The sequence below is a fragment of the Candidatus Sphingomonas phytovorans genome, from assembly GCA_029202385.1.
GTDB classification, from domain to species: domain Bacteria; phylum Pseudomonadota; class Alphaproteobacteria; order Sphingomonadales; family Sphingomonadaceae; genus Sphingomonas; species Sphingomonas phytovorans.
In genome coordinates this window covers 846019-868080 of the sequence record CP119314.1, presented here as the reverse complement: position 1 = coordinate 868080, position 22062 = coordinate 846019, and the positions used below count along the sequence as shown (strand labels likewise).

General features: G+C 64.8%; 16 protein-coding genes. 14 read left to right on the top strand and 2 right to left on the bottom strand.

Annotated elements, in window-relative coordinates; genetic code table 11:
• Positions 1-25 precede the first annotated feature (25 nt).
• A complete protein-coding gene (locus P0Y59_04090) occupies positions 26-1372 on the top strand; it encodes a family 1 glycosylhydrolase (protein ID WEK00885.1) in 1347 nt (448 codons plus the stop codon).
• Positions 1372-2568, top strand: coding sequence for a DUF3089 domain-containing protein (locus P0Y59_04085; GenBank protein ID WEK00884.1), 1197 nt, complete (start codon positions 1372-1374; stop codon positions 2566-2568). The genes P0Y59_04090 and P0Y59_04085 overlap by 1 nt, the downstream gene beginning before the upstream one ends.
• Here the strand turns inward: P0Y59_04085 and P0Y59_04080 are convergent.
• Together P0Y59_04080 and P0Y59_04075 are read right to left on the bottom strand one after the other, a co-directional pair.
• Positions 2565-3872, bottom strand: a complete 1308-nt coding sequence (locus tag P0Y59_04080) for an MFS transporter (GenBank protein WEK00883.1) — start codon at positions 3870-3872, stop codon at positions 2565-2567. The genes P0Y59_04085 and P0Y59_04080 overlap by 4 nt on opposite strands.
• A gap of 35 nt (positions 3873-3907) precedes the next feature.
• Complete coding sequence (locus P0Y59_04075; GenBank protein ID WEK00882.1) at positions 3908-6751, bottom strand: TonB-dependent receptor; 2844 nt, start codon at positions 6749-6751, stop codon at positions 3908-3910.
• A gap of 205 nt (positions 6752-6956) precedes the next feature.
• Between P0Y59_04075 and P0Y59_04070 the strand changes: the two genes are divergently transcribed.
• The 12 genes from P0Y59_04070 to P0Y59_04015 all read left to right on the top strand — a co-directional run bounded on the left by P0Y59_04070 (position 6957) and on the right by P0Y59_04015 (position 21999).
• Positions 6957-8489: a carboxylesterase family protein gene (locus P0Y59_04070; GenBank protein ID WEK00881.1), complete on the top strand. Its 1533-nt coding sequence runs from the start codon at positions 6957-6959 to the stop codon at positions 8487-8489.
• 8 nt (positions 8490-8497) lie between these two features.
• Positions 8498-10141: an AMP-binding protein gene (locus P0Y59_04065; protein WEK02488.1), complete on the top strand. Its 1644-nt coding sequence runs from the start codon at positions 8498-8500 to the stop codon at positions 10139-10141.
• Positions 10128-10841 carry a TetR/AcrR family transcriptional regulator gene (locus P0Y59_04060; GenBank protein ID WEK00880.1) on the top strand — a complete coding sequence of 238 codons (714 nt, stop codon included), beginning with the start codon at positions 10128-10130 and terminating at the stop codon, positions 10839-10841. The genes P0Y59_04065 and P0Y59_04060 overlap by 14 nt, the downstream gene beginning before the upstream one ends.
• A 269-nt stretch (positions 10842-11110) precedes the next feature.
• The gene (locus P0Y59_04055) at positions 11111-13228 is read left to right on the top strand and encodes a patatin-like phospholipase family protein (GenBank protein ID WEK00879.1); all 2118 of its coding nucleotides are present in this window, start codon (positions 11111-11113) and stop codon (positions 13226-13228) included.
• A 55-nt stretch (positions 13229-13283) separates the two neighbouring features.
• Positions 13284-14189, top strand: coding sequence for a LysR family transcriptional regulator (locus P0Y59_04050; protein ID WEK00878.1), 906 nt, complete (start codon positions 13284-13286; stop codon positions 14187-14189).
• A 118-nt stretch (positions 14190-14307) separates the two neighbouring features.
• Entirely contained in the window at positions 14308-14775 is a 468-nt protein-coding gene (locus P0Y59_04045) for a formate dehydrogenase subunit gamma (protein ID WEK02487.1), read from the top strand.
• The gene (locus P0Y59_04040; GenBank protein ID WEK00877.1) at positions 14772-16376 is read left to right on the top strand and encodes an NADH-ubiquinone oxidoreductase-F iron-sulfur binding region domain-containing protein; all 1605 of its coding nucleotides are present in this window, start codon (positions 14772-14774) and stop codon (positions 16374-16376) included. The genes P0Y59_04045 and P0Y59_04040 overlap by 4 nt, the downstream gene beginning before the upstream one ends.
• 4 nt (positions 16377-16380) lie before the next feature.
• Positions 16381-19221, top strand: a complete 2841-nt coding sequence (gene fdhF, locus P0Y59_04035) for a formate dehydrogenase subunit alpha (GenBank protein ID WEK00876.1) — start codon at positions 16381-16383, stop codon at positions 19219-19221.
• Positions 19218-19451, top strand: coding sequence for a formate dehydrogenase subunit delta (locus P0Y59_04030; GenBank protein WEK00875.1), 234 nt, complete (start codon positions 19218-19220; stop codon positions 19449-19451). Before fdhF ends, P0Y59_04030 begins: the two co-directional genes overlap by 4 nt.
• Positions 19444-20226, top strand: coding sequence for a formate dehydrogenase accessory sulfurtransferase FdhD (gene fdhD, locus P0Y59_04025; GenBank protein ID WEK00874.1), 783 nt, complete (start codon positions 19444-19446; stop codon positions 20224-20226). Before P0Y59_04030 ends, fdhD begins: the two co-directional genes overlap by 8 nt.
• The gene (locus P0Y59_04020; protein ID WEK00873.1) at positions 20226-20777 is read left to right on the top strand and encodes a molybdenum cofactor guanylyltransferase; all 552 of its coding nucleotides are present in this window, start codon (positions 20226-20228) and stop codon (positions 20775-20777) included. Before fdhD ends, P0Y59_04020 begins: the two co-directional genes overlap by 1 nt.
• Positions 20683-21999: a molybdopterin molybdotransferase MoeA gene (locus P0Y59_04015; protein WEK00872.1), complete on the top strand. Its 1317-nt coding sequence runs from the start codon at positions 20683-20685 to the stop codon at positions 21997-21999. Before P0Y59_04020 ends, P0Y59_04015 begins: the two co-directional genes overlap by 95 nt.
• The last annotated feature ends 63 nt before the right edge of the window (positions 22000-22062 follow it).

The window sequence follows — 22062 nt, the reverse complement described above, 5'->3', positions numbered from 1 at the left end:
CGTCGAAGCAGGAGAGGCAGGAGAAATGGGCGACCAAGGGCACAGCCAGCGATTTGTCCGACCGACGCGACGGGAACTTGTTGGCGGGACCGCCGCGCTGCTCACCCTGGGCGCAGGATCCGCCAGCAAAGCGGCAACGCCCGCCAGCGAGAAGGCGGCAACGCCGTTTCTGTGGGGTACCGCGATCTCCGCTCACCAGAGCGAGGGCAATAATGTGCATTCCGACGCCTGGTTTCTCGAAAACGGAACGCCGACCGCATTCACCGAACCATCGGGTGATGCATGCGACAGCTATCACCGATACGAAGAAGACCTCGACCTCGCCGCGAAGCTGGGGCTGAACTGCTATCGCTTCGGCATCGAATGGGCGCGCATCGAACCCGAGCCGGGGCGGTTCTCGCTAGCGGAGCTCGACCATTATCGCCGGGTGCTCGAGGCCTGCCACGCGCGCAACCTGATGCCTATGGTTACCTATAACCACTTCACCGTCCCGCTCTGGTTCGCCGAGCGTGGCGGTTTCGAGGTCGCCGACGGCGCCGACCTGTTCGCCCGTTTCTGCGGCAGGGCGACCGAGCATCTGGGCTCGCTGATCGGCATGGCTTCGACCTTCAACGAGGCGAATATCGTCCTTCTGCGCAAGGTCCTGCCGCGCTTTGCGACAGAAGCGGCGGCAGCGAACGCCAGGGCGATGATCGTGGCGGCTGCCCGCCGCACCGCCTCGCCCGGTTTCTCGTCGATGCTGTTCGGCGACCCCGACAAGATCAGCACCGTCATGCTCGACGCCCACGCCAAGGCCTATGCCGCGATCAAGGCCGGCCCCGGGGATTTCCCGGTCGGCGTGACTCTGTCGATGCAGGAGATCCAGGGCGTCGGTCCGGGCAACCTGGCTCGCTCGGTCGAGGATACGATCTATGGCGGCTGGATCGAGGCTGCGCGCAACAGCGACTTTATCGGGGTGCAGACCTATTCGAGGCTGCGCATCGGCGACAAGGGCCTCTTGCCGTCGCTCCCTGGGGCCGAACTGACTTCGGCCGGCTATGAGTATTACCCGGCCGCGGTGGGTGCCACGATCCGCTATGCCGCGAAGCACATCGGCAAGCCGATCTATCTGACCGAGACCGGCATCGCGACGGAAGACGATGCCCGGCGTGTCGCCTTCATCAGGGATACGATCGCCGAGGTCCGTGCCTGCATCGCCGAAGGCATCGAGGTGAAAAGCTATATCTACTGGTCTCTGCTCGACAATTTCGAATGGACCGCCGGCTATGACAAGCATTTCGGCCTGGTCGCCGTCGATCGATCCACCTTCCGCAGAAGCCCGAAGCCAAGCGCCCGCTATCTCGGTGCGCAGGCAAGAGCGAACCGCCTTTGATGTCCGGCAAAGAACCGATCATGCCTGCCAACGCTTCACCCCCGACGAGCACCGGGAAACGGCGCTGGAAACGCCGCGCGCTATGGGGAGCGGGGATCGTCCTGCTGCCCGCCGCCGCATTCATCGGCTTAGGCGGCCATGCCATTATCGGCAGCCTCCGCGGCCCCTCGACGGCATTCGCACCGGAAACCGCCCCGCCCGCCCCGGACTATGCCCGACCTGAAACCTGGCTCGCCTTTCCCGGCAGAAATGGACTGGAACGCTCCACACCAAAGGGCATGTCCCTCGTCGACGAGGCCAGGGCCCCGGCCGATGTGTTCTTCATCCACCCGACGACCTTCAAGGGTAGCCCCGTCTGGAACGCACGCTATGACGCATCGGATGCGGCCGCACCGTACAATCCCCCGGTCCTGATCGGGCAGGCCAGCGTCTTCAATGGCTGCTGTCGCATCTATGTGCCGCGGTATCGGCAGGCGACCCTGGCAGCCCTGGGCAAGAGCCTGCCGGCGGTCGAACTCGCCTATTCGGACGTCGCCCGGGCATTCCGCTACTATCTCGCGCACGAGAACAACGGACGTCCCTTCATCATCGCGTCGCACAGCCAGGGCACCGCGCACGCGGTACGGCTGCTGCAGGACGAGATACTCGGCACCCCGCTGCAATCCCGGCTGGTCGCGGCTTATCTGATCGGCGGCTATACGCCTGCGACGTTCGAGGAACTCGGCCTCCCGACATGCGATGCCCCGCGCGCGACGGGATGTGTGCTCTCGTACAACACCAGCCAAACAGGACGGACCGGCGCACGCATGCTGATCGACGACAAGGTCTATTGGTGGCGCGGCGCGGAGAAGAGCAAGGGACAGGCGCCGGCGATCTGCGTCAACCCGCTGACCTGGCGCCGCGAAGGCTCGGCACCCGCCGGCGCGAATGCGGGAAGCCTCCCCTTCCCTACGGCCCCCTTCGGCACACAGGCGAAAGCGCTTGATTTGACCAGAAACCTTACCGGGGCCGTCTGTCGCAACGGATTGCTCGACGTCGATATCCCGTGGTCCGCCCCCTCCGGCTTCATCGACAAGCTGAGCATCCTGTTCGGCAGCTATCATTTGAACGACTATGGGATCTTCTACGCGTCGTTGCGCCAGAATGCCCGTGATCGCGTCGATGCGTGGACCGCGGCGCGGGGAACCGCCCGCTAGACGATCCTCGCCTCTCGCGCCAAGGCACGGGACAGGAGATACTGGAGCAACGCGGCAAGAGCGAAGAACGGGATCAGCGTCTGATAGGCCAGTTGCAGCGAATGGGTGGGGTCGGTCGCCCGGAAATAGTCGCTCATCGCCCCGAGATAGGTCGGACCGAGGCCCAGACCCATCACGTTGAGGACAAGCAGCAACAGGGCGCTCGTCATCGTCCGCTGCCCCGCCGCGACCGAATTCTGCACCAGCGTCGCCGCGGGGGTGAGATAGAAGACCGACAGGAACAGGGGCGCGGCGAGGAAGGCGAGCGCCCATTGCCAGCTCGACGAATAGACGAACCCTATAAAGAACGGGATGCAGGCCAGGATGGCGACGCCCGGTACGATCGCATAAGCCTGACGCGAGCGCACGGCAAACCGGTCGATCAGCCAGCCGGAAACATAGATGCCGCCCGCCGTCGCAATCCCCACGACAAGCGCATACCAGATAGCGACCTCGCCAAGCGACATGCCGCGCTCGCGCATCAGGAACAGGGTGGCGAAGCTCAGTATGGCATAGCCGCAGAACGAACATGCGCCGGCCGCCAGCGCCGACAGGTACAGGACAGGCCTTGTGAAGAACATTCGGACGGTCGCGATGAAACCGGTACGGTCCTCGGCAATCATTGGCTCGACGAGGCGATCGGTCGCGCCCTTTCTCGGCTCGCGAACCCACCACGCTGTCGCCGCAGCAGCGAACAGGCCCGCACCGCCGACGATCAGGAAGGACATGCGCCAGCCATAGGCCCCCGCGATCCCCGCGCCGAGCGCGACACCCAGCGACTGGCCGAGCGGTGTCGCCAGGCTGAACAGCCCAAGCGCCGTGCCGCGCCTTTCCGACGGGAAATAATCGGCAATGATGGAATAGGATGGCGGTGCGCCCCCCGCTTCGCCGACGCCGACCGACATGCGCGCCAGGACGAGTTCGGCATAGGTACGGGAGAGACCGCACGCCATGGTCGCCGCGCTCCAGAGCAGGCAGGCGACCGTCAGGATCCGCACGCGGTTGCCGCGATCGGCAAGCCACGCGACCGGGATTGAGATGGTCGCATAGAACAGGGCGAAATAGAGCCCGCCGACCCGGCCGAGCTGGCCATCGCTCAGGTGCAATTCGTCCTGGATCGGCTTGGCGAGGATCGACAGCAATTGCCGGTCGAGGAAATTGAGCAGGTAGACGACCGACAGCACGCCCAGCACCGACCAGGCGTAGCGGCTGGTCTTCGGCCCCGCGTGCGCGATATCGCGCACGTTCATGCTGTCGATCGTCATCATTTCCCCATCCCGCCGATAGCGCGGTATCGAGCCTAGAGCTTGAAACGGACACCCGCCGTAATGGTGCGGCCCACCACGTCGTACAGGCTGGCATTGGTCGGATAGTCGAGCTGGAAGGACCCGCCTGGAATATCTGGCGGCGCACGGTCGAACAGGTTGTTCACGGTGCCGAATATCTCGAGACGCCGCGTCGTACCGAGATTGGCCTTCACCGTGATGTCGGTGTACCACGTCTCCCGCACGCTGTTGTCCGCCAAGGCCGGGTTGTAGAACTCGTTCGACGCCTGGAAATGGCCTTTACCGATCAATCGCTCCTGCGCGTAGAAGGTGAAGGGGCCAGTCGTATAGGCAGCGCTCGCCAATGCGGTGACCTTCGGGTTGGCTGACGTTCCGACGACGCCGGTATAATCAGTGGTGGCGCCGCCCGGGATCCCGATTTCATAATCAAGCAGATAGGACATCAGGCCGCGCACCTGGAGCGCGCCGCCACCGAGCGGCGTCGCGTAGTTCAACTCGAAATCGATCCCGCTGGTCTTCAGCTTGCTCAGATTCTGCCGGGGCGTGAAGACCCGCACGAGCCCGGTGTGCGCCGTCGGATTAGAGTAGACGAGATTGGCGCATTGCGATGACGTGGCCGACGCAGTGCAGGCATCGATGGTCTGCTGGGGCGTCAGCGAGGCGATGACGTCCTTCACATCGATATTGAAATAATCGACGGACGCGGTCAGCCCGCGAATGCCCGAAAACACGATTCCCGCAGTATAGGTCTTGGCGATTTCCGGATGGAGGTTGGTGCTGCCGACCTGGCTTTGAATCACATTCGCCGGAACGTTGTTGCGCGTGTCGTTGACCGCGACCTGGCTCTGGATCGAACCGCCGAACAGCTCGGAGATGTTCGGAGCGCGGATATCGCGCGAGACCGTCCCGCGCAGCGTGATCGCGGGGACCGGCCGCCAGACCGCACCGCCCTTCCACGTCGTGACACTGCCGCTGATGCTGTAGTCGGTGTAGCGCACCGCACCGTTGAAGGAGAGCGAGCCGATCGCCGACGTGTCGGCGAGGATCGGCAGGTTGATCTCGCCAGCGAGTTCCTTGACGTCGAACGCACCGTTGAGCGGCTGGACGTTGCCGAGCTGATAGCTGCCGGCACCGGCAAGGACCTGGGCGGGAACCGCGCGCAGGCCGGTCGCCGATACAGGGGTCGACGACAGCGGATCGGCGATCTGCACCACTGAGTTCTTCCGGTAATCGCCGGTGACGGCGACCGCCACCGCGCCGGCGGGCAGGTCGAACAGCGTTCCCCTGACGCTGAGTTCGGCGACCTGCTGGACGACCTTGGCGCGGAAAAATGCCGTACCCTTGATATAGTTGATCGCTTCGGGCGAGGGGCTGCCGTTGCCGAACAGGTTGATCGGCACGCAGCCGGGGTACAGGCCGGGGTTGGTCAGCGTGACATTGCAGACGATGTTGCCCGAGACGGGATCGCGCACCGCGTCCACCGCCGCGAAGAATTTGCTGTAGATCAGGTCGTTGGCGACCTTGGTGAGCTGGATATTCTGGCTGCGCGAATAATAGCCTTCAAGCTGCCAGTTCGACGGCAGCTTGTACCGGAAACCGCCGACCAGATTATAGGTCTCGTTGGTCGTCGTCGCGGTGGCAGGCGGCGTGTCGAACGAATAGCGGCCAAGCTGGAAACCGACCTGCCCGGTCGTCGTCAGGATCCTCTGGATCGACGCAGGAAGATAGGGATTGCCGGTGATGATCGTCGGTGCATTGAAGGCCGGGATGAAGAAGTCAGGCACCTGGCGATACTGGTTGCGCGTATGCCCGTAAGAGCCCTCGGCATAGAGCGTGAACTTGTCGCTGACGTCGAATTCGACATGCGTGAAGGCGCTCTTCGTGCGGACCTTCGCCATCAGTGTCAGGTCGAGCAACGGGCCGTCGCCACCGGTCTGGACACCGTTTGCGATCGTGCCGGGCCGGAACGGCAACACGGTACCGCCGGGACCAAATTGCTGGACACCAAGGCCAAGCCCCGCACCACCGTAGATCAGCCCGCCGGGCGTGAAGATCGTGTTGTGATAGTTGGAGACAATGATGCTCTGCGCCGGGTTCGCCGGATCGCGGATCACCACCTTGGCGGCGCGGCCATAGGCACGGGCGAACGTGCTGTCGACGCCATCAGCGTTGTAATAGGAGCCGCTGGCGACGATGTGCCCGCGCCCACCCGCGAACGACGTGCCGGCCGTCAGCGTGACCTTTTGCGTACCATTGTCGCCATAGGTGGTCGTGCCCGCCTGGACGCTGCCCTTCACACCTTCGAACCGGCTGTCGAGAATGAAGTTGACGACGCCGGCGACCGCGTCCGACCCATAGGCTGCGGAGGCGCCGCCGGTGACCACGTCGACACGCTTGATCAATTCCTGCGGCAGGATGTTGGTGTCGACCGTTCCAAGGACCGTCGACGGCGGCGCACGGCGCCCGTCCAGCAGGATCAGGGTGCGTTGCGCGCCAAGGTTGCGCAGGTTGATGAAGCTGCCTGAATTCGCGCTCGTCGAGGATGTCTGGCCGGAAGCGGCGTTGGTCGATCCACGAAACGCGGGGAGCTGGTTCAGCCCCTCCCCTACCGTTCCGGGCGCCCCAGCCTGGAGCTGCTGGGCAGAAACGACCGTGACGGGAGTCGGCGCTCGCGAACCGTCGACGATGGTGCGTGAACCGGTGACGACGATGTCCTGATCGTTCGCCGATGCGGGCGAGACCGCCTCATCCTGCGATGCGGCGTCCACGCCTGACTGTGGCGGCGCGACCTGCGCCATGGCTGAACTGCTGACGATAACCGCGAACGACGCCGACGCGAACAATAGGCTCCGCTTCATGCTGACCTCTCCTGATCGATGGCGATCTGCGTCGCCAGAGCCCCGGATGTCACAGGAAAGCGACCCCGAGTCAATACTGACTGTCGTGTGAATGAATATCTTATTGACTAGCAGCTCAGTGAGCGTTCTAGTCGGCGCATCGAGACTGATCAACGCGACCGGCAGGTGCCCGTCATGGACGATCCGCAGTCGGAGGAGCAGGAAAATGGGATGGATGCACATCGCCGCGGGCATCGCGGCACTCGCCGGATCGGCATCGCCGATCGCAGCCATCGCCGCCGAACGGGACAGGCCCCATGTTCGGATCGACACCGGCGAGATCGCTGGAACCGCTGGCGAAAAGACGCTGGTCTTTCGCGGCATTCCCTATGCAGCGCCGCCCGTGGGGCCATTGCGCTGGAAAGCACCGGCAGCGGCAAGCCGCTGGGAAGGCGTGCGCGACGCAAGCCATTATGGGGCGGCCTGCCCCCAGGCGCCCGATCACAAGGAAGCATGGGCACAGGTCGGCCCGACCAGCGAGGACTGCCTCTTCCTGAATGTGTGGCGCCCGAAACGCGCGGGCACCTATCCCGTCATGGTGTTCCTGCACGGTGGCGGCTTCACCTATGGCGCCGCCGGGGTGCCGCTTTACGAGGGCACGCATCTTGCCGAGCGCGGCGCGGTGATCGTCACGCTGAACTACCGGCTCGGCCGGCTCGGTTACTTCGCCCATCCCGCCCTTACCCGCGAGAACCCGGACGGCCAGCTCGGCAATTACGGGATCATGGATCAGGTGGCCGCCCTCAACTGGGTACGCCGCAACATCGCCCGTTTCGGGGGTGATCCGGCCAATGTCACGCTGTTCGGCGAATCCGCCGGTGCGGGCGTCGTGCAGCTGCTGATGGCATCGCCCGTCTCGACCGGACTGTTCCAGAAGGCGATCTCGGAATCCGGTGCAGGCGGCACCGCGTTGTTTCCGATCCGGGGCGGCGCGCTGAATGCCGAGGCGCTCGGCCAGCGCTGGACTGACGGCCTTGGCCTGCGCGACGCGACCGTCGACCAGTTGCGCGCGATCCCGCTCGCGGAGATCATCAAGGGTCGCAGCTTCCCGTTCATCGACGGCAAGGTCGTCGTGCAAAGCCCGGGCGACGGCTTCTACCAGCGCAAGCAGATGCGCATCCCGCTGATGATCGGATCCAATTCGAACGAGGGCAGCCTGATCGGCAACAATCCGGAACCCGCGAAGGCGATCCTTGGCGATGCCTATCCAGAACTGCTCGCTGCCTATGCCAAACGGCCGGGCAGCACGGAAAAGAGCGCCGCGATCGATCTGGTCGAAGATGCCGCGTCAGTCCTTCAATCGCTCTTCGTCGCAGATCTGCACGCGGCGGCCGGCGCAAAGGCGTACGGCTTCTATTTCACCCAGGTTCCCGTCGACGAACGCGCCGGATCGCTTGGCACGCAGCACGGCGGTGAGATCGAATACCTGTTCGGCAACAAGGCAGCCGAGCACCGCTGGGACGCGGCCGACGAGAAGGTTTCGCGTCTGACCGGCGACTATTGGGTCCGGTTCGCGCGCACCGGCAATCCGAACGGCGGAGGGGCACCGAACTGGCCAGCGGTTTCGTCTCAGCCGACCGACTATCTGATCATCGGCACCGACACGCACGCGACCAGACTGACCCCGCTGGAGGAAAGGGTTCAGGCATTGGCACTCGACGACGCGAAGAAGCATTGGGCAGCGATGCAAGCCCGCTGATGTCCAGCATGCAATCCTATGCGCTGACGCTCGACAAATTCATCGACCATGCCGCCAAATGGCATGGCGATGTCGAGATCGTCACCGGTGGCGGGCAATCCTCGCGGACCGATTATGCCGGGCTGCGGCGGGACGCCAACCGTTTGTCCGGCGCCCTGCTCGCGCTTGGGCTGAGCAAGGGAGACCGGCTGGCAACGCTCGCCTGGAATACCCGCGCGCATCTCGAAATCTGGTACGCGGCCGTGGGTGTCGGAATCGTCTGCCACACCCTCAATCCCCGCCTGGAGACCAGGCAGATCGCCGCGATGATCAACCAGGCGGAAAATCGGGTACTGGCGTTCGGTGCCGGGCTCGCGCCGATGGTCGCGGAGATCGTGGCGCTGTGTCCGACGATCCGGCACGTGGTAGCGCTCGACGATCCTGGATGCGAGCTGGAGTCAACCGCGACACGGGAGCAATGGACACTCGGGACGCTGATCGGGACGAAAGGCGAACCTGTCGCCTGGGGTGCGTTCGGAGAATCGAGCGCGGCCGGACTTTGTTTTACCTCAGGTACGACAGGTGCCCCCAAGGGCGTACTCTACACGCACCGATCGAGCTACCTGCACACGCTCCGCCTGCTCCAGGTCGACTCACTCGCCCTGGGCGCTGACGACAGTGTGCTTGCAGCCGTCCCGATGTTCCATGCCAATGGTTGGGGCATCCCTTTCGCCACACCGGCGGTTGGGGCAAAGCTCGTCCTGCCGGGCCGCGACGCGAGCGGTGCGGGTCTTGCCCGGCTGATCATCGAGGAACAGGTGACCGTCGCGGCAGGCGTGCCGACCGTCTGGCTCGGCCTGCTGGATCATCTCGAAGCGACCGGCCAGGCACTGCCCTCGCTACGGCGTCTTTTTCTCGGCGGCGCTCCCCTGCCCCATGCCGTCCAGCGCCGCATGGAAGAACGCCTCGGCGTGACCGTCCATACCAGTTGGGGCATGACCGAATTGTCGCCGCTCGGCACGATCTCTTCCAGGGGGACGACCGGGACTCGCCCCGGCAGCTCGGGGCGCCCGCCGATCGGCCTCGACCTCAAGCTCACCGACGCCGAAGGCCGGTCGCTGCCCGAACAACGGAACATCGAAGGCTATCTCAAGGTCAAGGGACAGAGTGTCGTCGAACGCTATTTCGGCCATATCGATGCGGCGACCGATGCGGAGGGATGGTTCGATACGGGCGACCTCGCCGTCATCGGCCATGATGGCGACCTGTCGATCACCGGCCGCGCGAAGGACCTGATCAAATCCGGCGGTGAATGGATCAATCCCGCCGAGATCGAAGACATCATCGGCAGCGTTCCGGGTGTCGCCCTCGCCGCGGTCATCGGCCGCGCCCACGACAAATGGGGCGAGCGGCCGTTGCTGATCATCGAGCCGTCGACAGGCCCGGATATGGACGACTCAGCGCTGCTCGATGCCCTGCGCGGCAGAATCGCCAACTGGTGGTTGCCCGACGCGATCATACGCGTCGAGCGGATGCCACTGGCATCTACCGGCAAGATCGACAAAATACGCTTGCGGGCCGAGTTCGGCGTGTTGCGGGACAGTGCATCCGCAGCAGACCTTGTCGACGCTGCTCCAGCCCAACCCGAGAACCGAGGGCATGATGACGACTGACGCCAAACCGAAACGCAGATCGAAGGCGGAACAGCGGGCGGAAAGCCTCGAGTCGATCCTCGATGCCGCCGAATATCTGTTTTCCAAGCACGGCGTCGACGGCGTCACGCTGAAGGACGTGGCGAAACGGATCGGTATCCATACCTCGCTCATCCATTATTATTTCGAGGACAAGCGCACCCTGTTCCTGGCCGTGTTCGAGCGCAGGGCAGCGGTCACCACCGAGCTCCGGATGAAGGCGCTCGACCGATACGAGGTGGAATGCGCCGGCGAGCCGAGCGTCGAAGGGGCGCTTCACGCCTTCCTCGACACCGATCTCGATCTCTATATCAACGGCGGCGAAGGCTGGCGCAACTGGGGAGCCCTGGGGGGACAGGTCAGCAATACCGAATGGGGCGCCCAGCTGATGGACGAACATTTCGACCCGGTCGTACTCCGCCTGATCGGTTTCCTGAAACAGGCGATGCCCGATAGTCCGGAAGAGGATATCTTCTGGGGCTATCATTTCGTGACGGGCGGGTTGCTGTTGACCCTCGCCCGTACCGGCCGGATCGATCGGCTGTCGAACGGGCTGTGCAATTCCGATGACTTTGCCGCGGTCAAGGCGCGGATGGCAACCTTCATGACCGGGGGTTTCCAGGCAATCTGCGAAGCGCGCACGCGCGAGCGGCTGGCGGGCACCGCGACCGGGAAGCCGTGACGAGCCAGGAAACACTCGCCAATATGGCTCGGGTTCCCTGTCTCGCGCCGCTTTCGCCTCTGCTCCGCTGTGATAGGCAGGCGACCGGGATCGGTCTTGCGGGGACTCACCATGGACGGGGCAATGAAACGCGGCGAGGCCTGTTCGGCGGGCCAACGCCTGCCGCTCGAATATCTCGAATATAGCGACGCAACGGGATTCGGCCTGAATAGCTGCGTCGCGTGCGGGATGCCCGGGTGGACACCCGCATGAGGGCCGAGCCATCAGCATTGCAACCTTCCCATGAGTGCGACCTCGTGCTGAAAGGCGGCGTCACCAGCGGCATCGTCTATCCTGCCGCGATCGCCCGGATCGCGAAAGACTATCGCTTCCGCGCGGTCGGCGGGACCTCCGCCGGCGCGATCGGCGCGGCCGCGGCCGCAGCGATGGAGTTCGGCCGGCGTTCGGCCCGGAATCCCGGGGCACCGGCAATGCTCGCGGCGCTTTCCGAAGAGCTTGCCGAGGACCATGATGGAAGCCCCCTCCTGCAACGACTGTTCGAGCCCGAGCCTGACAATGAGCCGCTGTTCACGCTGCTGATGGAGCTCGCCGCGATCAAACGCACCCGCGGGGTGGCCGCTGCCGCCCTGCATATTCTCCTGCCGCCTCTTGGCATGGCGATCCTTGTCGCCTTCATCCTTGTCGCCGGCCTGTTCGTCCTTTCCGCTCATCCAACCGGGATCGCGACCGGGATCGCGCTGGTGCTGCTCTTCCTCTTCACCACGCTCGTCATGCTGGTGGCCTTTCTCATATTCGACTGGGCTCCGGTCGTGTCGAACGGGCTCAAGGCGGCCGGGACGCATGGATTCGGATTCTGCTCGGGCAAGGCGCAGCACTGCACCGCTTCCGGTAAAAGTCTTCCTTCCCTGTCGGGGTGGTTGCACGACAAGTTCCAGACGCTTGCGGGCCTGGATGACGGATCACCCCTGTGCTTCGGCGACCTGTGGATCGCCGAACACAGGACCGCGGGGAGAGACCGTGCGGAAGCCATGATCGCGGCCGGCGCGAACAAGGACCGGATGGAGACGATGGACCCGGTCCTCGATCTTCTTCAACGCGACATCGAACTGGCGCTGGTCGCCTCCGACATTACCCGTGCCCAGTCGGTACAACTTCCCTTCATGCGGCGCGAAGACCGGCTTTACGCGCGCATCTCCGATCTGAAAGGCCTGTTTCCGGATATCGTCGTCGACTGGATGATCGCGCATGCGCGCAGGAGCGACCTTGAAGGCGTCACGTTGGGCGACATCGATCCAGCCGATCTGATCAGATTACCCGCGTCGGAAAATCTGCCGATCCTGTTCGCGGTCCGGATGTCGCTGAGCTTCCCTTTCCTGTTCCGTGCGGTTCGCCTCTACATCATCAGGCATCGGCCCGGCGGCACGCAGGCCCTGTCAGAACTCTGGCTAGCGGACGGCGGAATCACCTCCAATTTCCCGATCCACCTGTTCGATGCGCCTATTCCGACCCGCCCCACCTTCTGCCTCAATCTTCTCTATCATGATGACGAGCTGGAACCGGATGAGCGCGGCGCGAATCCGACGAGCACCGGCACGGAGCCGCAATCCGACGGTCTTACGATGGATGCCGAGGCTCCGCCGGAAGAGCTCGTCTATATGCTGCGCAGCAATCGTGGACGGGTATCCGCCTACACGCCCCTGCCAGCGAACGGCATGGGCGCCCTGTTGAAGTTCGCCGGACGGATCGTCACGACCGCCCGTCAATGGGGCGACAATCAGTTGATCGACGTGCCCGGCTACAGGGACCGCATCGTCCATATCAGAATGCGCAAGAACGAAGGGGGCTTCAACTTCGACATGGGCGCTTCGACCATCGACGATCTGCAGACCCGCGGCGAGAAGGCCGGCGCGGTGATCGCCGAGCGTTTCCTTCCCGGGACACTTCGCGATCCGCTCCGCCCGAAGGAGAAGCTCGTACTCAACTGGGCCAACCACCGAATGGTGCGCTTCCGTTCCTTCCTGGCAGGGCTGGAGGTTACCGCATCGCGCTTCACCACAGGCTGGACAACAGATCTGGAGCGCGGAGAAAGCCCGACGGGCAGTGCGGGTCATATTGCGCCGAGCATCGAGGAGATGATCGACATTCGCGCAAAGACGATGGGGAAACTCGCTCAGCCGACCGGCTATCCGTTCAGCAATGACGAGCAGGCGGCACTCGCGCGCGACATGGTCGAGCAGGTGAACACGCTGACGGAACGCGCCAGAAGAAATAGTCGCGTCGGCATCGATTTCGTCAACGGACAGGGAACGAGCCCGCGACCAAAACCGGCGCTGAAGCTTCGGGCGCCGAGCGATACCGATGCCCGCGCCGAGCGGCCGGCCAGCTAGCCTTTCCTCCCACGAATGTGCATCTTCATCGACTGACTGATAGAAGAGGCCAATCATGCAACTGCGCCTCCTCGAATATTTCGTCGCGCTCGCCCGCGAAGGCCATTTCGCCCGTGCCGCGACGGCCTGCAATGTCACCCAGCCCACTCTCTCCGCCGGCATCGCCGCGCTCGAAGAACAACTGGGCAAGCGCCTGATCGACCGTGATCGCCGGTTCATCGGTCTCACCGAAGAGGGCCGGGCAGCCCTGCCCTGGGCGCAGCAGGCAATCGCGATGATCGACGGTCTCGCCCACGCGGCCGAGACGGCCCGGGGCCCGCTGCGCGGTACGCTCAGGCTCGGCGCAATCCCGGCCGCGATGCCCGTGGTCGGCCATTTCGCCCGCACCCTGGGCGCCGCCAATCCGGAACTGACCCTGTCGGTCCGCTCCCTCACCTCGCGCGAGATCGAGCAGGCGCTTGCGGCGTTCGAACTCGACGCGGGACTGACCTATCTCGACCATGAACCTCCCGCGCAGGTAATCGCCGTACCCCTCTATACCGAGCGCGCCATGTTCGTGGCCCGTGCGGGAAGCGGGTTCGACGATCGCAAGGCGGTCGACTGGCCGGACGTCCTCACACAGCCCCTGTGCCTGTTGCACGAAGGCATGCAGAACCGCCGGATCTTCGACACCAACCTCGCCGGGCGCGGATTCGCCGCCCACCCCAGGGCGACAGCGGATTCCTATGTCGCCCTGCTCGCCATGGTCGAGGCAGGCGGGTTCGCGACGGTGGTGCCCGAAGGCTATGCCGCGCTGATTCCAGCCGGGACCTGGGCGCGTATCCTGCCCTTCGCCGAACCGTTCCCGGCAAGCCGGGTCGGATTGGTCGTGCTTGACCGACGGCCCTCAAGCCAGCTCGCCCAGGCAGCGCTGGCAGCCGCCCATGCCGTCAAACTGCCCCGCTCCTATCGCCATCGTTGATAGAGTTTGCCTATCAACGATGAAGAGAGTCGATTTGACCTGAGATTGACGAAGAGGGCTATCTCGCAGCGTGATGCGCACGACAACACAGACCCACCGATCGGGTGCGAACGAGGCAATGGGGGCAAGCGCCTACCTCGATGCCATTCGCCGCTTGATGCCCCGGGAAACGGACACGCGTGGTGCGCTGCTTCCCCTGCTTCACGGGCTGCAGGAAGAATTCGGCTATATCGACGATGCCCTGGTGCCGCATGTCGCCGAAGCGCTGAACCTCAGCCGCGCCGACGTGCACGGCGTGGTTACCTTCTACCATGATTTTCGCCGCCGTCCGCCCGCGCGCCATATCGTCAGGCTCTGCCGTGCCGAAAGCTGCCAGGCGCGCGGGGGCAATGCGATCGAGCAGGCAGCGATCGAGCGGCTCGGGACATCGATGGGCGGTACGCGTGCGGATGGAGAGGTGGCGCTCGAAGCCGTCTATTGCATAGGCCTGTGCGCAACAGGGCCCAATGCGATCATCAACGGGAAGATCGTGTCGCGCCTTGACGGCCCGAAGCTCGACCGGTTGCTCGAACAGGTGACGGCATGACCCGCGTCTTCATCAGCCGCGATACAGTTTCAGTCGCGCTTGGCGCCGACGAAGTAGCCGAGGCATTCGTCCATGCTGGCGCCGAGGTGGTCCGGACCGGCAGCCACGGCCTGTTCCGGATAGAGCCGCTGGTCGAAATCGAGACCGCCCAAGGCCGGATCGGCTACGGCCCCGTCGACCCCGAGGATGTGGGCAAGGTACTCGACGCCACCCATCCTCATCGGCTCGGCCGGATCGCCGACCTTCCCTTCTTCGCCTCCCAACAGCGTTTCACCTTTGCCCGGTGCGGCGCAATCGATCCTGTCGATCTCGACGATTATGCCGCGCATGGCGGCTGGGCTGGCCTTGACACTGCCCGCGCGCTTCAGCCGGGCGAGGTCGTAGCGATCGTAAAGGCCAGCGGCCTGCGCGGCCGGGGCGGTGCCGGGTTTCCGACCGGCATCAAATGGCAGACGGTGCTCGATGCCGCGGGACCGGAGAAGTTCATCGTCTGCAACGCCGATGAGGGCGACAGCGGCACCTTTGCCGACCGGATGCTGATGGAGGGCGATCCCTATTGCCTGATCGAAGGCATGGCGATCGCCGCCCATGCCGTCGGCGCGGGCTATGGCTACATCTATATCCGTTCCGAATATCCATCCGCGATCGCGACGATGCGCGAGGCGATCCGACGCTCGGCCGATCGCGTGGCCCCTTTCACGCTCGAGGTCCGGGTCGGGGCGGGTGCCTATGTCTGCGGCGAGGAGACCGCCCTGCTCGAGTCGATCGAGGGCAAGCGTGGCCAGGTCCGCGCCAAGCCGCCGCTGCCGGCGATTGCCGGCCTGTTCGGCAAGCCGACCGTCATCAACAATGTGCTGAGCCTCGCTGCCGTGCCCTTCATCCTCGCCGAGGGAGCGGAAGCTTATGCGGCAGTCGGCTTCGGCCGGTCGCGCGGCACCATGCCGGTGCAACTCGCCGGTAACGTGAAGAATGGCGGGCTCTACGAGATCGGCTTCGGCGTAACGCTGGGCGACCTGGTCGAGCGGATCGGCGGCGGCACCGAGAGTGGCCGCCCGGTACGCGCGGTGCAGGTGGGCGGGCCGCTCGGCGCCTATTTTCCCCCGTCCATGTTCCACCTGCCGTTCGATTATGAAAGCTTCGCCGCGGCTGGCGGGCTCATCGGCCATGCCGGCATCACGGTGTTCGACGACAGTGTCGACATGGCAAGGATGGCACGCTTCGCGATGGAGTTCTGCGCGGCGGAGAGTTGCGGCAAATGCACGCCCTGCCGGATCGGCTCGACCCGTGGTGTGGAAGTGATCGACCGGATTATCGCCACCCTTCCTTCTCCCCTTGTGGGAGAAGGTGGCGCGAAACGCCGGATGAGGGGGAGCGAGGTTCGCGACACTAGCGAGTGTCCCCCTCACCCTTCCCACGCCTTCCCTCTTCCACAGGGAGAGGGGGAGAGTCAGATAACCCTCCTGCGCGATCTCTGCGACACGATGAAGTTCGGGTCGCTCTGCGCTTTGGGTGGTTTCACGCCCTATCCGGTGTTGAGCGCCCTCGATCATTTCCCTGAGGATTTCGGCGGCGCGACGGCGCTTCCGGTGGCTGCGGAGTAGCGGCATGGCATGGCGCGGCGAGATCGACCTGGGCACCAAGCCCGCCCCCGGCACCGGGCCGATGGTGTCGCTCACCATCGATGGTCAGGCCGTGACGGTGCCCGAGGGCACGTCAGTGATGCGCGCCGCGGCGCTGATGGGCACCAGCATTCCCAAACTCTGCGCGACCGACAATCTCGACGCGTTCGGCTCCTGCCGCCTCTGCCTCGTGGAGGTCGAGGGCCGCGCCGGCTATCCCGCCTCCTGCACCACACCCGTTGCCCCGGGCATGACCGTCCGCACCCAGACCGAGAAGCTCAAGAAGCTCCGGCGTGGCGTGATGGAGCTCTATATCTCCGATCACCCGCTCGACTGCCTGACCTGCGCCGCCAATGGCGATTGCGAATTGCAGGACCAGGCCGGCGCGGTCGGCCTGCGCGAGGTTCGTTACGCCGCAGGTGCCGGCCATCTCGGCCAAGCCAAGGATGTCTCCAACCCCTATTTCGATTTCGATCCGTCCAAGTGCATCGTCTGCTCGCGGTGCGTTCGCGCCTGCGACGAGGTACAGGGCACCTTTGCGCTCACGATCGAGGGCATGGGCTTCGGTTCCAGGGTCTCGCCGAGCCAGGGCCAGGATTTCTTCTCCAGCGAATGCGTGTCGTGCGGTGCCTGTGTCCAGGCCTGCCCGACGGCGACCCTCATAGAGAAAAAGGTCGCCGAGATCGGCACGCCCGATCGATCGATCGTCACCACCTGCGCCTATTGCGGCGTCGGCTGCACCTTCCGCGCCGAGATGCGTGGCGAGGAGCTTGTCCGCATGGTGCCGTGGAAGGAAGGCAAGGCCAATCGCGGTCACAGCTGCGTCAAGGGCCGCTTCGCCTGGGGCTATGCCAACCACAAGGAGCGCGTCCTGAATCCGATGATCCGCGGCTCGATCGACCAGCCGTGGCGCGAAGTGAGTTGGGACGAGGCAATTGCGCATGCCGCGTCCGAGTTCCGCCGCATCCAGGCGAGCTACGGCAAGCATTCGGTCGGCGGCATCACCTCCAGCCGGTGCACCAATGAGGAGACCTTCCTCGTCCAGAAGCTGATCCGTGCCGGCTTCGGCAACAACAATGTCGATACCTGCGCACGCGTCTGCCACTCGCCGACCGGTTACGGCCTGAAGACCGCCTTCGGCACCTCGGCCGGCACCCAGGATTTCGATAGCGTGATGGCGGCGGACGTCGTCGTCATCATCGGCGCCAACCCGACCGACGGCCATCCCGTCTTCGCCAGCCGGCTGAAACGCCGCCTGCGTCAGGGCGCCCAGCTCGTCGTGATCGACCCGCGACGCACCGACATCGTCCGCTCGCCGCATATCGAGGCGGCCCATCACCTCGCGCTGCGTCCCGGGACCAATGTCGCGGTGCTGACGGCGATGGCGCATGTCATCGTCACCGAGGGGCTGGTCAACGAGGCGTTCGTGCGCGAGCGCTGCGACTGGTCGGAATTCGAGGACTGGGCCGAATTCGTCGCCGATCCGCGCCACAGCCCGGAGGCAACCGAACTGATGAGCCAGGTGCCTGCCGCGACCCTGCGCGCCGCGGCCCGGCTCTATGCAACCGGGGGCAACGGCGCGATCTATTATGGTCTTGGCGTCACCGAGCACAGCCAGGGCTCGACCACGGTACTCGCCATCGCCAACCTGGCCATGGCGACCGGCAATCTCGGTCGTAACGGCGTCGGCGTGAATCCCTTGCGAGGCCAGAACAACGTCCAGGGCGCCTGCGACATGGGCAGCTTCCCGCACGAACTGTCGGGTTATCGCCATGTCTCGGATGATGCCGCGCGCGAGATGTTCAGGGAACTCTGGGGCGTCGAGATCGATCGCGAACCGGGCCTCCGCATTCCCAATATGCTCGATGCCGCAGTCGACGGGACATTCAAGGGCATCTACATTCAGGGTGAGGATATCCTCCAGTCCGATCCGGACACCCGTCACGTCTCGGCCGGCCTTGCCGCAATGGAATGCGTCGTAGTGCAGGATCTGTTTCTCAACGAGACGGCCAATTACGCGCATGTCTTCCTGCCGGGATCGACCTTCCTCGAAAAGAACGGCACCTTCACCAACGCCGAGCGCCGCATCCAGCTCGTCAGGAAGGTGATGCAACCCAGGAACGGCCATGAGGATTGGGAAATCACCCAGTTGCTCGCCCGGGCGATGGGCTATGACATGGACTATGCCCATCCGTCCGAAATCATGGACGAGATCGCCGGGGTAACCCCGACCTTTGCCGGCGTTTCCTTCGCGAGGCTGGACAAGCTCGGCTCTATCCAGTGGCCCTGTAACGAGGCAGCGCCCGCGGGCACGCCGGTGATGCATCTCGGCGGCTTCGCCCGCGGGCGGGGCAAGTTCGTCCGTACCGAATATGTCGCGACCGAGGAACGTACCGGCCCGCGCTTCCCCCTGCTGCTCACCACCGGCCGAATCCTCAGCCAGTATAATGTCGGCGCCCAGACCAGGCGGACGGAGAACAGCCGCTGGCACGAGGAAGACCGGCTTGAAATCCACCCGCACGACGCCGAACAGCGCGGCATCCTCGATGGCGATTGGGTGAAGGTGGTCAGCCGGGCCGGCGATACGACGCTGCGGGCGCTGCTGACTGACCGGGTGGCGGCGGGTGTCGTCTATACGACCTTCCACCACCCAAGCACCCAGGCGAACGTCATCACCACCGACAATTCGGACTGGGCGACCAATTGCCCGGAATACAAGGTTACCGCAGTTCAGGTGGGCCGCTCCAACGGCCCGACCGACTGGCAGGAGAAATATGAAGAACTCGGTCGCCGCTCGCGCCGGATAGAAACGGTCGCCGCCGAATGAGCAGTACGCTCGACAAGCTCGTCCGCATGGTCAACCAGATCGCGACCGAGTTCGAGAACCAGGAGCCGGCTACGGCGGCACGAGCCACCTGGGACCATCTCTGGCACTTCTGGGATCCACGGATGTGCGCGCAGATCATCGGTCATCTCGATGCCGGCGGCGAGGGTCTCTCCGAAACCAGTCTGCAGGCGATTGCCATGCTGGCGCACCAACGGTCGCCGGATGGATAAAACAGCCCTGCCGGTCAGCTTCCTCAGGACGACGCCGGACGGCGAAGACGGCGAGGTGTCGCGGGCGGTCGCGGTCGAGGCGCCGGTTTCCGTCGAGTTCAACGGCATCGGCTATGCGGTGATGATGGCGACACCCGCCGATCTGGAAGATTTCGCGACCGGCTTCTCGCTCAGCGAACGGCTGGTGGAAAATGCGAGCGAGATCGTCGCGATCGATCATCATCACTCCGCTGCCGGGCATATCCTGCGCGTCTTGCTGGCGGCGTCACGCTCGGACATGTTGCTGGCGCGCGTCCGCCATCGAGTTTCAGATTCATCCTGCGGGCTATGTGGCATCGAGAATCTGGAGCAGGCGCTGCGCCCCTTGCCAAGAGTTACCGCAGCCAGCCAGGCCAGCGACGCCGCTGTATTTGAAGCGATCGGGCGCCTGCGCGAGATGCAGCCCCTCAACCGTGAAACCGGTGCGGTCCATGCAGCCGCCCGATGTTCGTCCGACGGCACCATCATCTCCGTCCGCGAGGATGTCGGCCGCCACAACGCCTTCGACAAGCTCATCGGTTCAATGGCCCGCGCGAACGAAGGCTGGGCCGGCGGGTTCGCCCTGTTGTCGTCCCGCTGCTCCTACGAACTCGTCGAAAAGGCAGCGCTCTCCAACTGCCCGATGCTCGTGACCATCTCCGCGCCGACCACTCTCGCGGTCGAACGCGCGCGAGAGGCCGGCATACGCCTTGTCATCCTCGCGCGCGCCGATGCGATCCTCACGGTTTCGCCGTGATGACGGGTGTCCTTGGGGCAGTCCTCGCGGGCGGCCAGTCACGGCGGTTCGGTACCGACAAGGCGCAGGCGGTTCTCGCGGGCAGGCCGTTGATAGAACATGCGATCGACTGCCTCGCCGGGCAGGTCGATCAGGTCATTGTCGTGGGACGCCCTCCGGGGAATGGCGGGGTAGGCGCGATCCCCGATCGACCAATCGCCGGGCTGGGACCGCTCGGCGGCCTCAATGCCGCGCTTCATCACGCGCGCGAAAACGGTTTCCACGCCGTGGTCTCGGTCGGATGCGACATGCCCTCCCTGCCGCGTGACCTGGTCGCGCGGCTTCAGACGACGGCCGGATCATCATTTCTCGACGCGACGCCTGTCGTAGGCTTCTGGCCGTCCAGCCTTGCCGCCTTGCTCGATGAACATCTCGCAAGCGGGCTGGAACGTTCGATGCGCGGCTGGGCAAGGAAGAGTGCCGCCACGGCGGTTGTGCTGCCGGGCGATTTGCCGAACATCAATACGCCCGCCGACCTTGCCGCGCTGTCTGGCAGCAAGCCGATTGACTGAATCCGCACGCGCCTGCCGGCCGACATTCGACGAAGCGCGTGCGCTCGTCGCAGCTCTGGCACCCCGCCCGCGCCTGATGAAAGTGCCGTTGGCGGATGCGCTGGGTCGTATGACGGCCGCTGATATACGAGCCGCGAGGGACCATCCCGCCTTCGATGCGTCCGCAATGGACGGTTTCGCCTTCGCTGCACGGGATGTTTCCGGCGCGACGGCCGATTGCCCCGTCACCCTGCCGGTCGGCGGCGAAAGCCGCGCCGGGGGTGCCCTCCCCTCTATCTCCGAGGGGGCGGCCTGCGTAATTAGCACGGGCGCGATGATGCCGCCGGAATACGACACGGTGATCGCCACCGAGCGCGCCTCGGTCACCGAACTGGCAGGGCGCATGTCCCTGAGATTCGATGCTCCCGAAACCGCCGGCCGAAATGTTCGGCGCCGGGGCGAAGACGTTCGTGCGGGAGAACTGGTCCTCCCAATCGGGAGCGCGATCAGCCCGGAGACGATTGGGGCATTGGGCTGTTTCGGACTTGTCGACTTGCCCGTCTGGGCGCAGCCGCGCGTGGCGATCATCCCCACCGGCGATGAGCTTGTCGGCCACGGGACGCCTTCCGGCATTGCCGATTCCAACGGGCCGATGATCGCCGCAGCGACGGCTGCGCTTGGCCTTCCGGTGACCCGCAGCGCGCCGGTCGCCGATTGCCCCCGATCGATCGAGAACGCGCTGCGGGCGGCGCTGACGCCAGGATCGGCGGACATCATCATCTCGACCGGCGGCGTTTCGGTTGGGAACCATGACCATGTTTCAGCAACGCTTCGCGCGATGGGCGCGACAGTGCATTTCCACGGTGCCCGCATGCGCCCAGGCAAGCCTATCCTGTTCGCGACCTTCGAGAACGGTCCGATGTTTTTCGGGTTGCCCGGCAACCCGGTAGCCGCGCTCGTCGGCTTTCGTTTCTTCGTCTCAGCTGCGATCCGCGCCATGGCCGGACGGCCGCTCGAAAAAGGGCAGTCCGTGCCGGCCGATCTCCCGACACGACCGGGAACCACATTGCTCCTCAAGGCCCGGCAATCAGCAGCCGACGGCGGACAATCGATTGAAATCCTGCCGGACCAGCGATCCCACATGATGCGGCCATTATTGAGCGCGAACCGGTGGCTCGCGGTCGATGAGGAGGCAAGCCTTCCGCGCGCGCGATGTTTTCCGTTGGCGGCAACGCTGGAGTAGTTTCGGGCACGCCTATGCCCCGACGTTCGACCCACCTTCAAACTATGTATATACAATTCACAA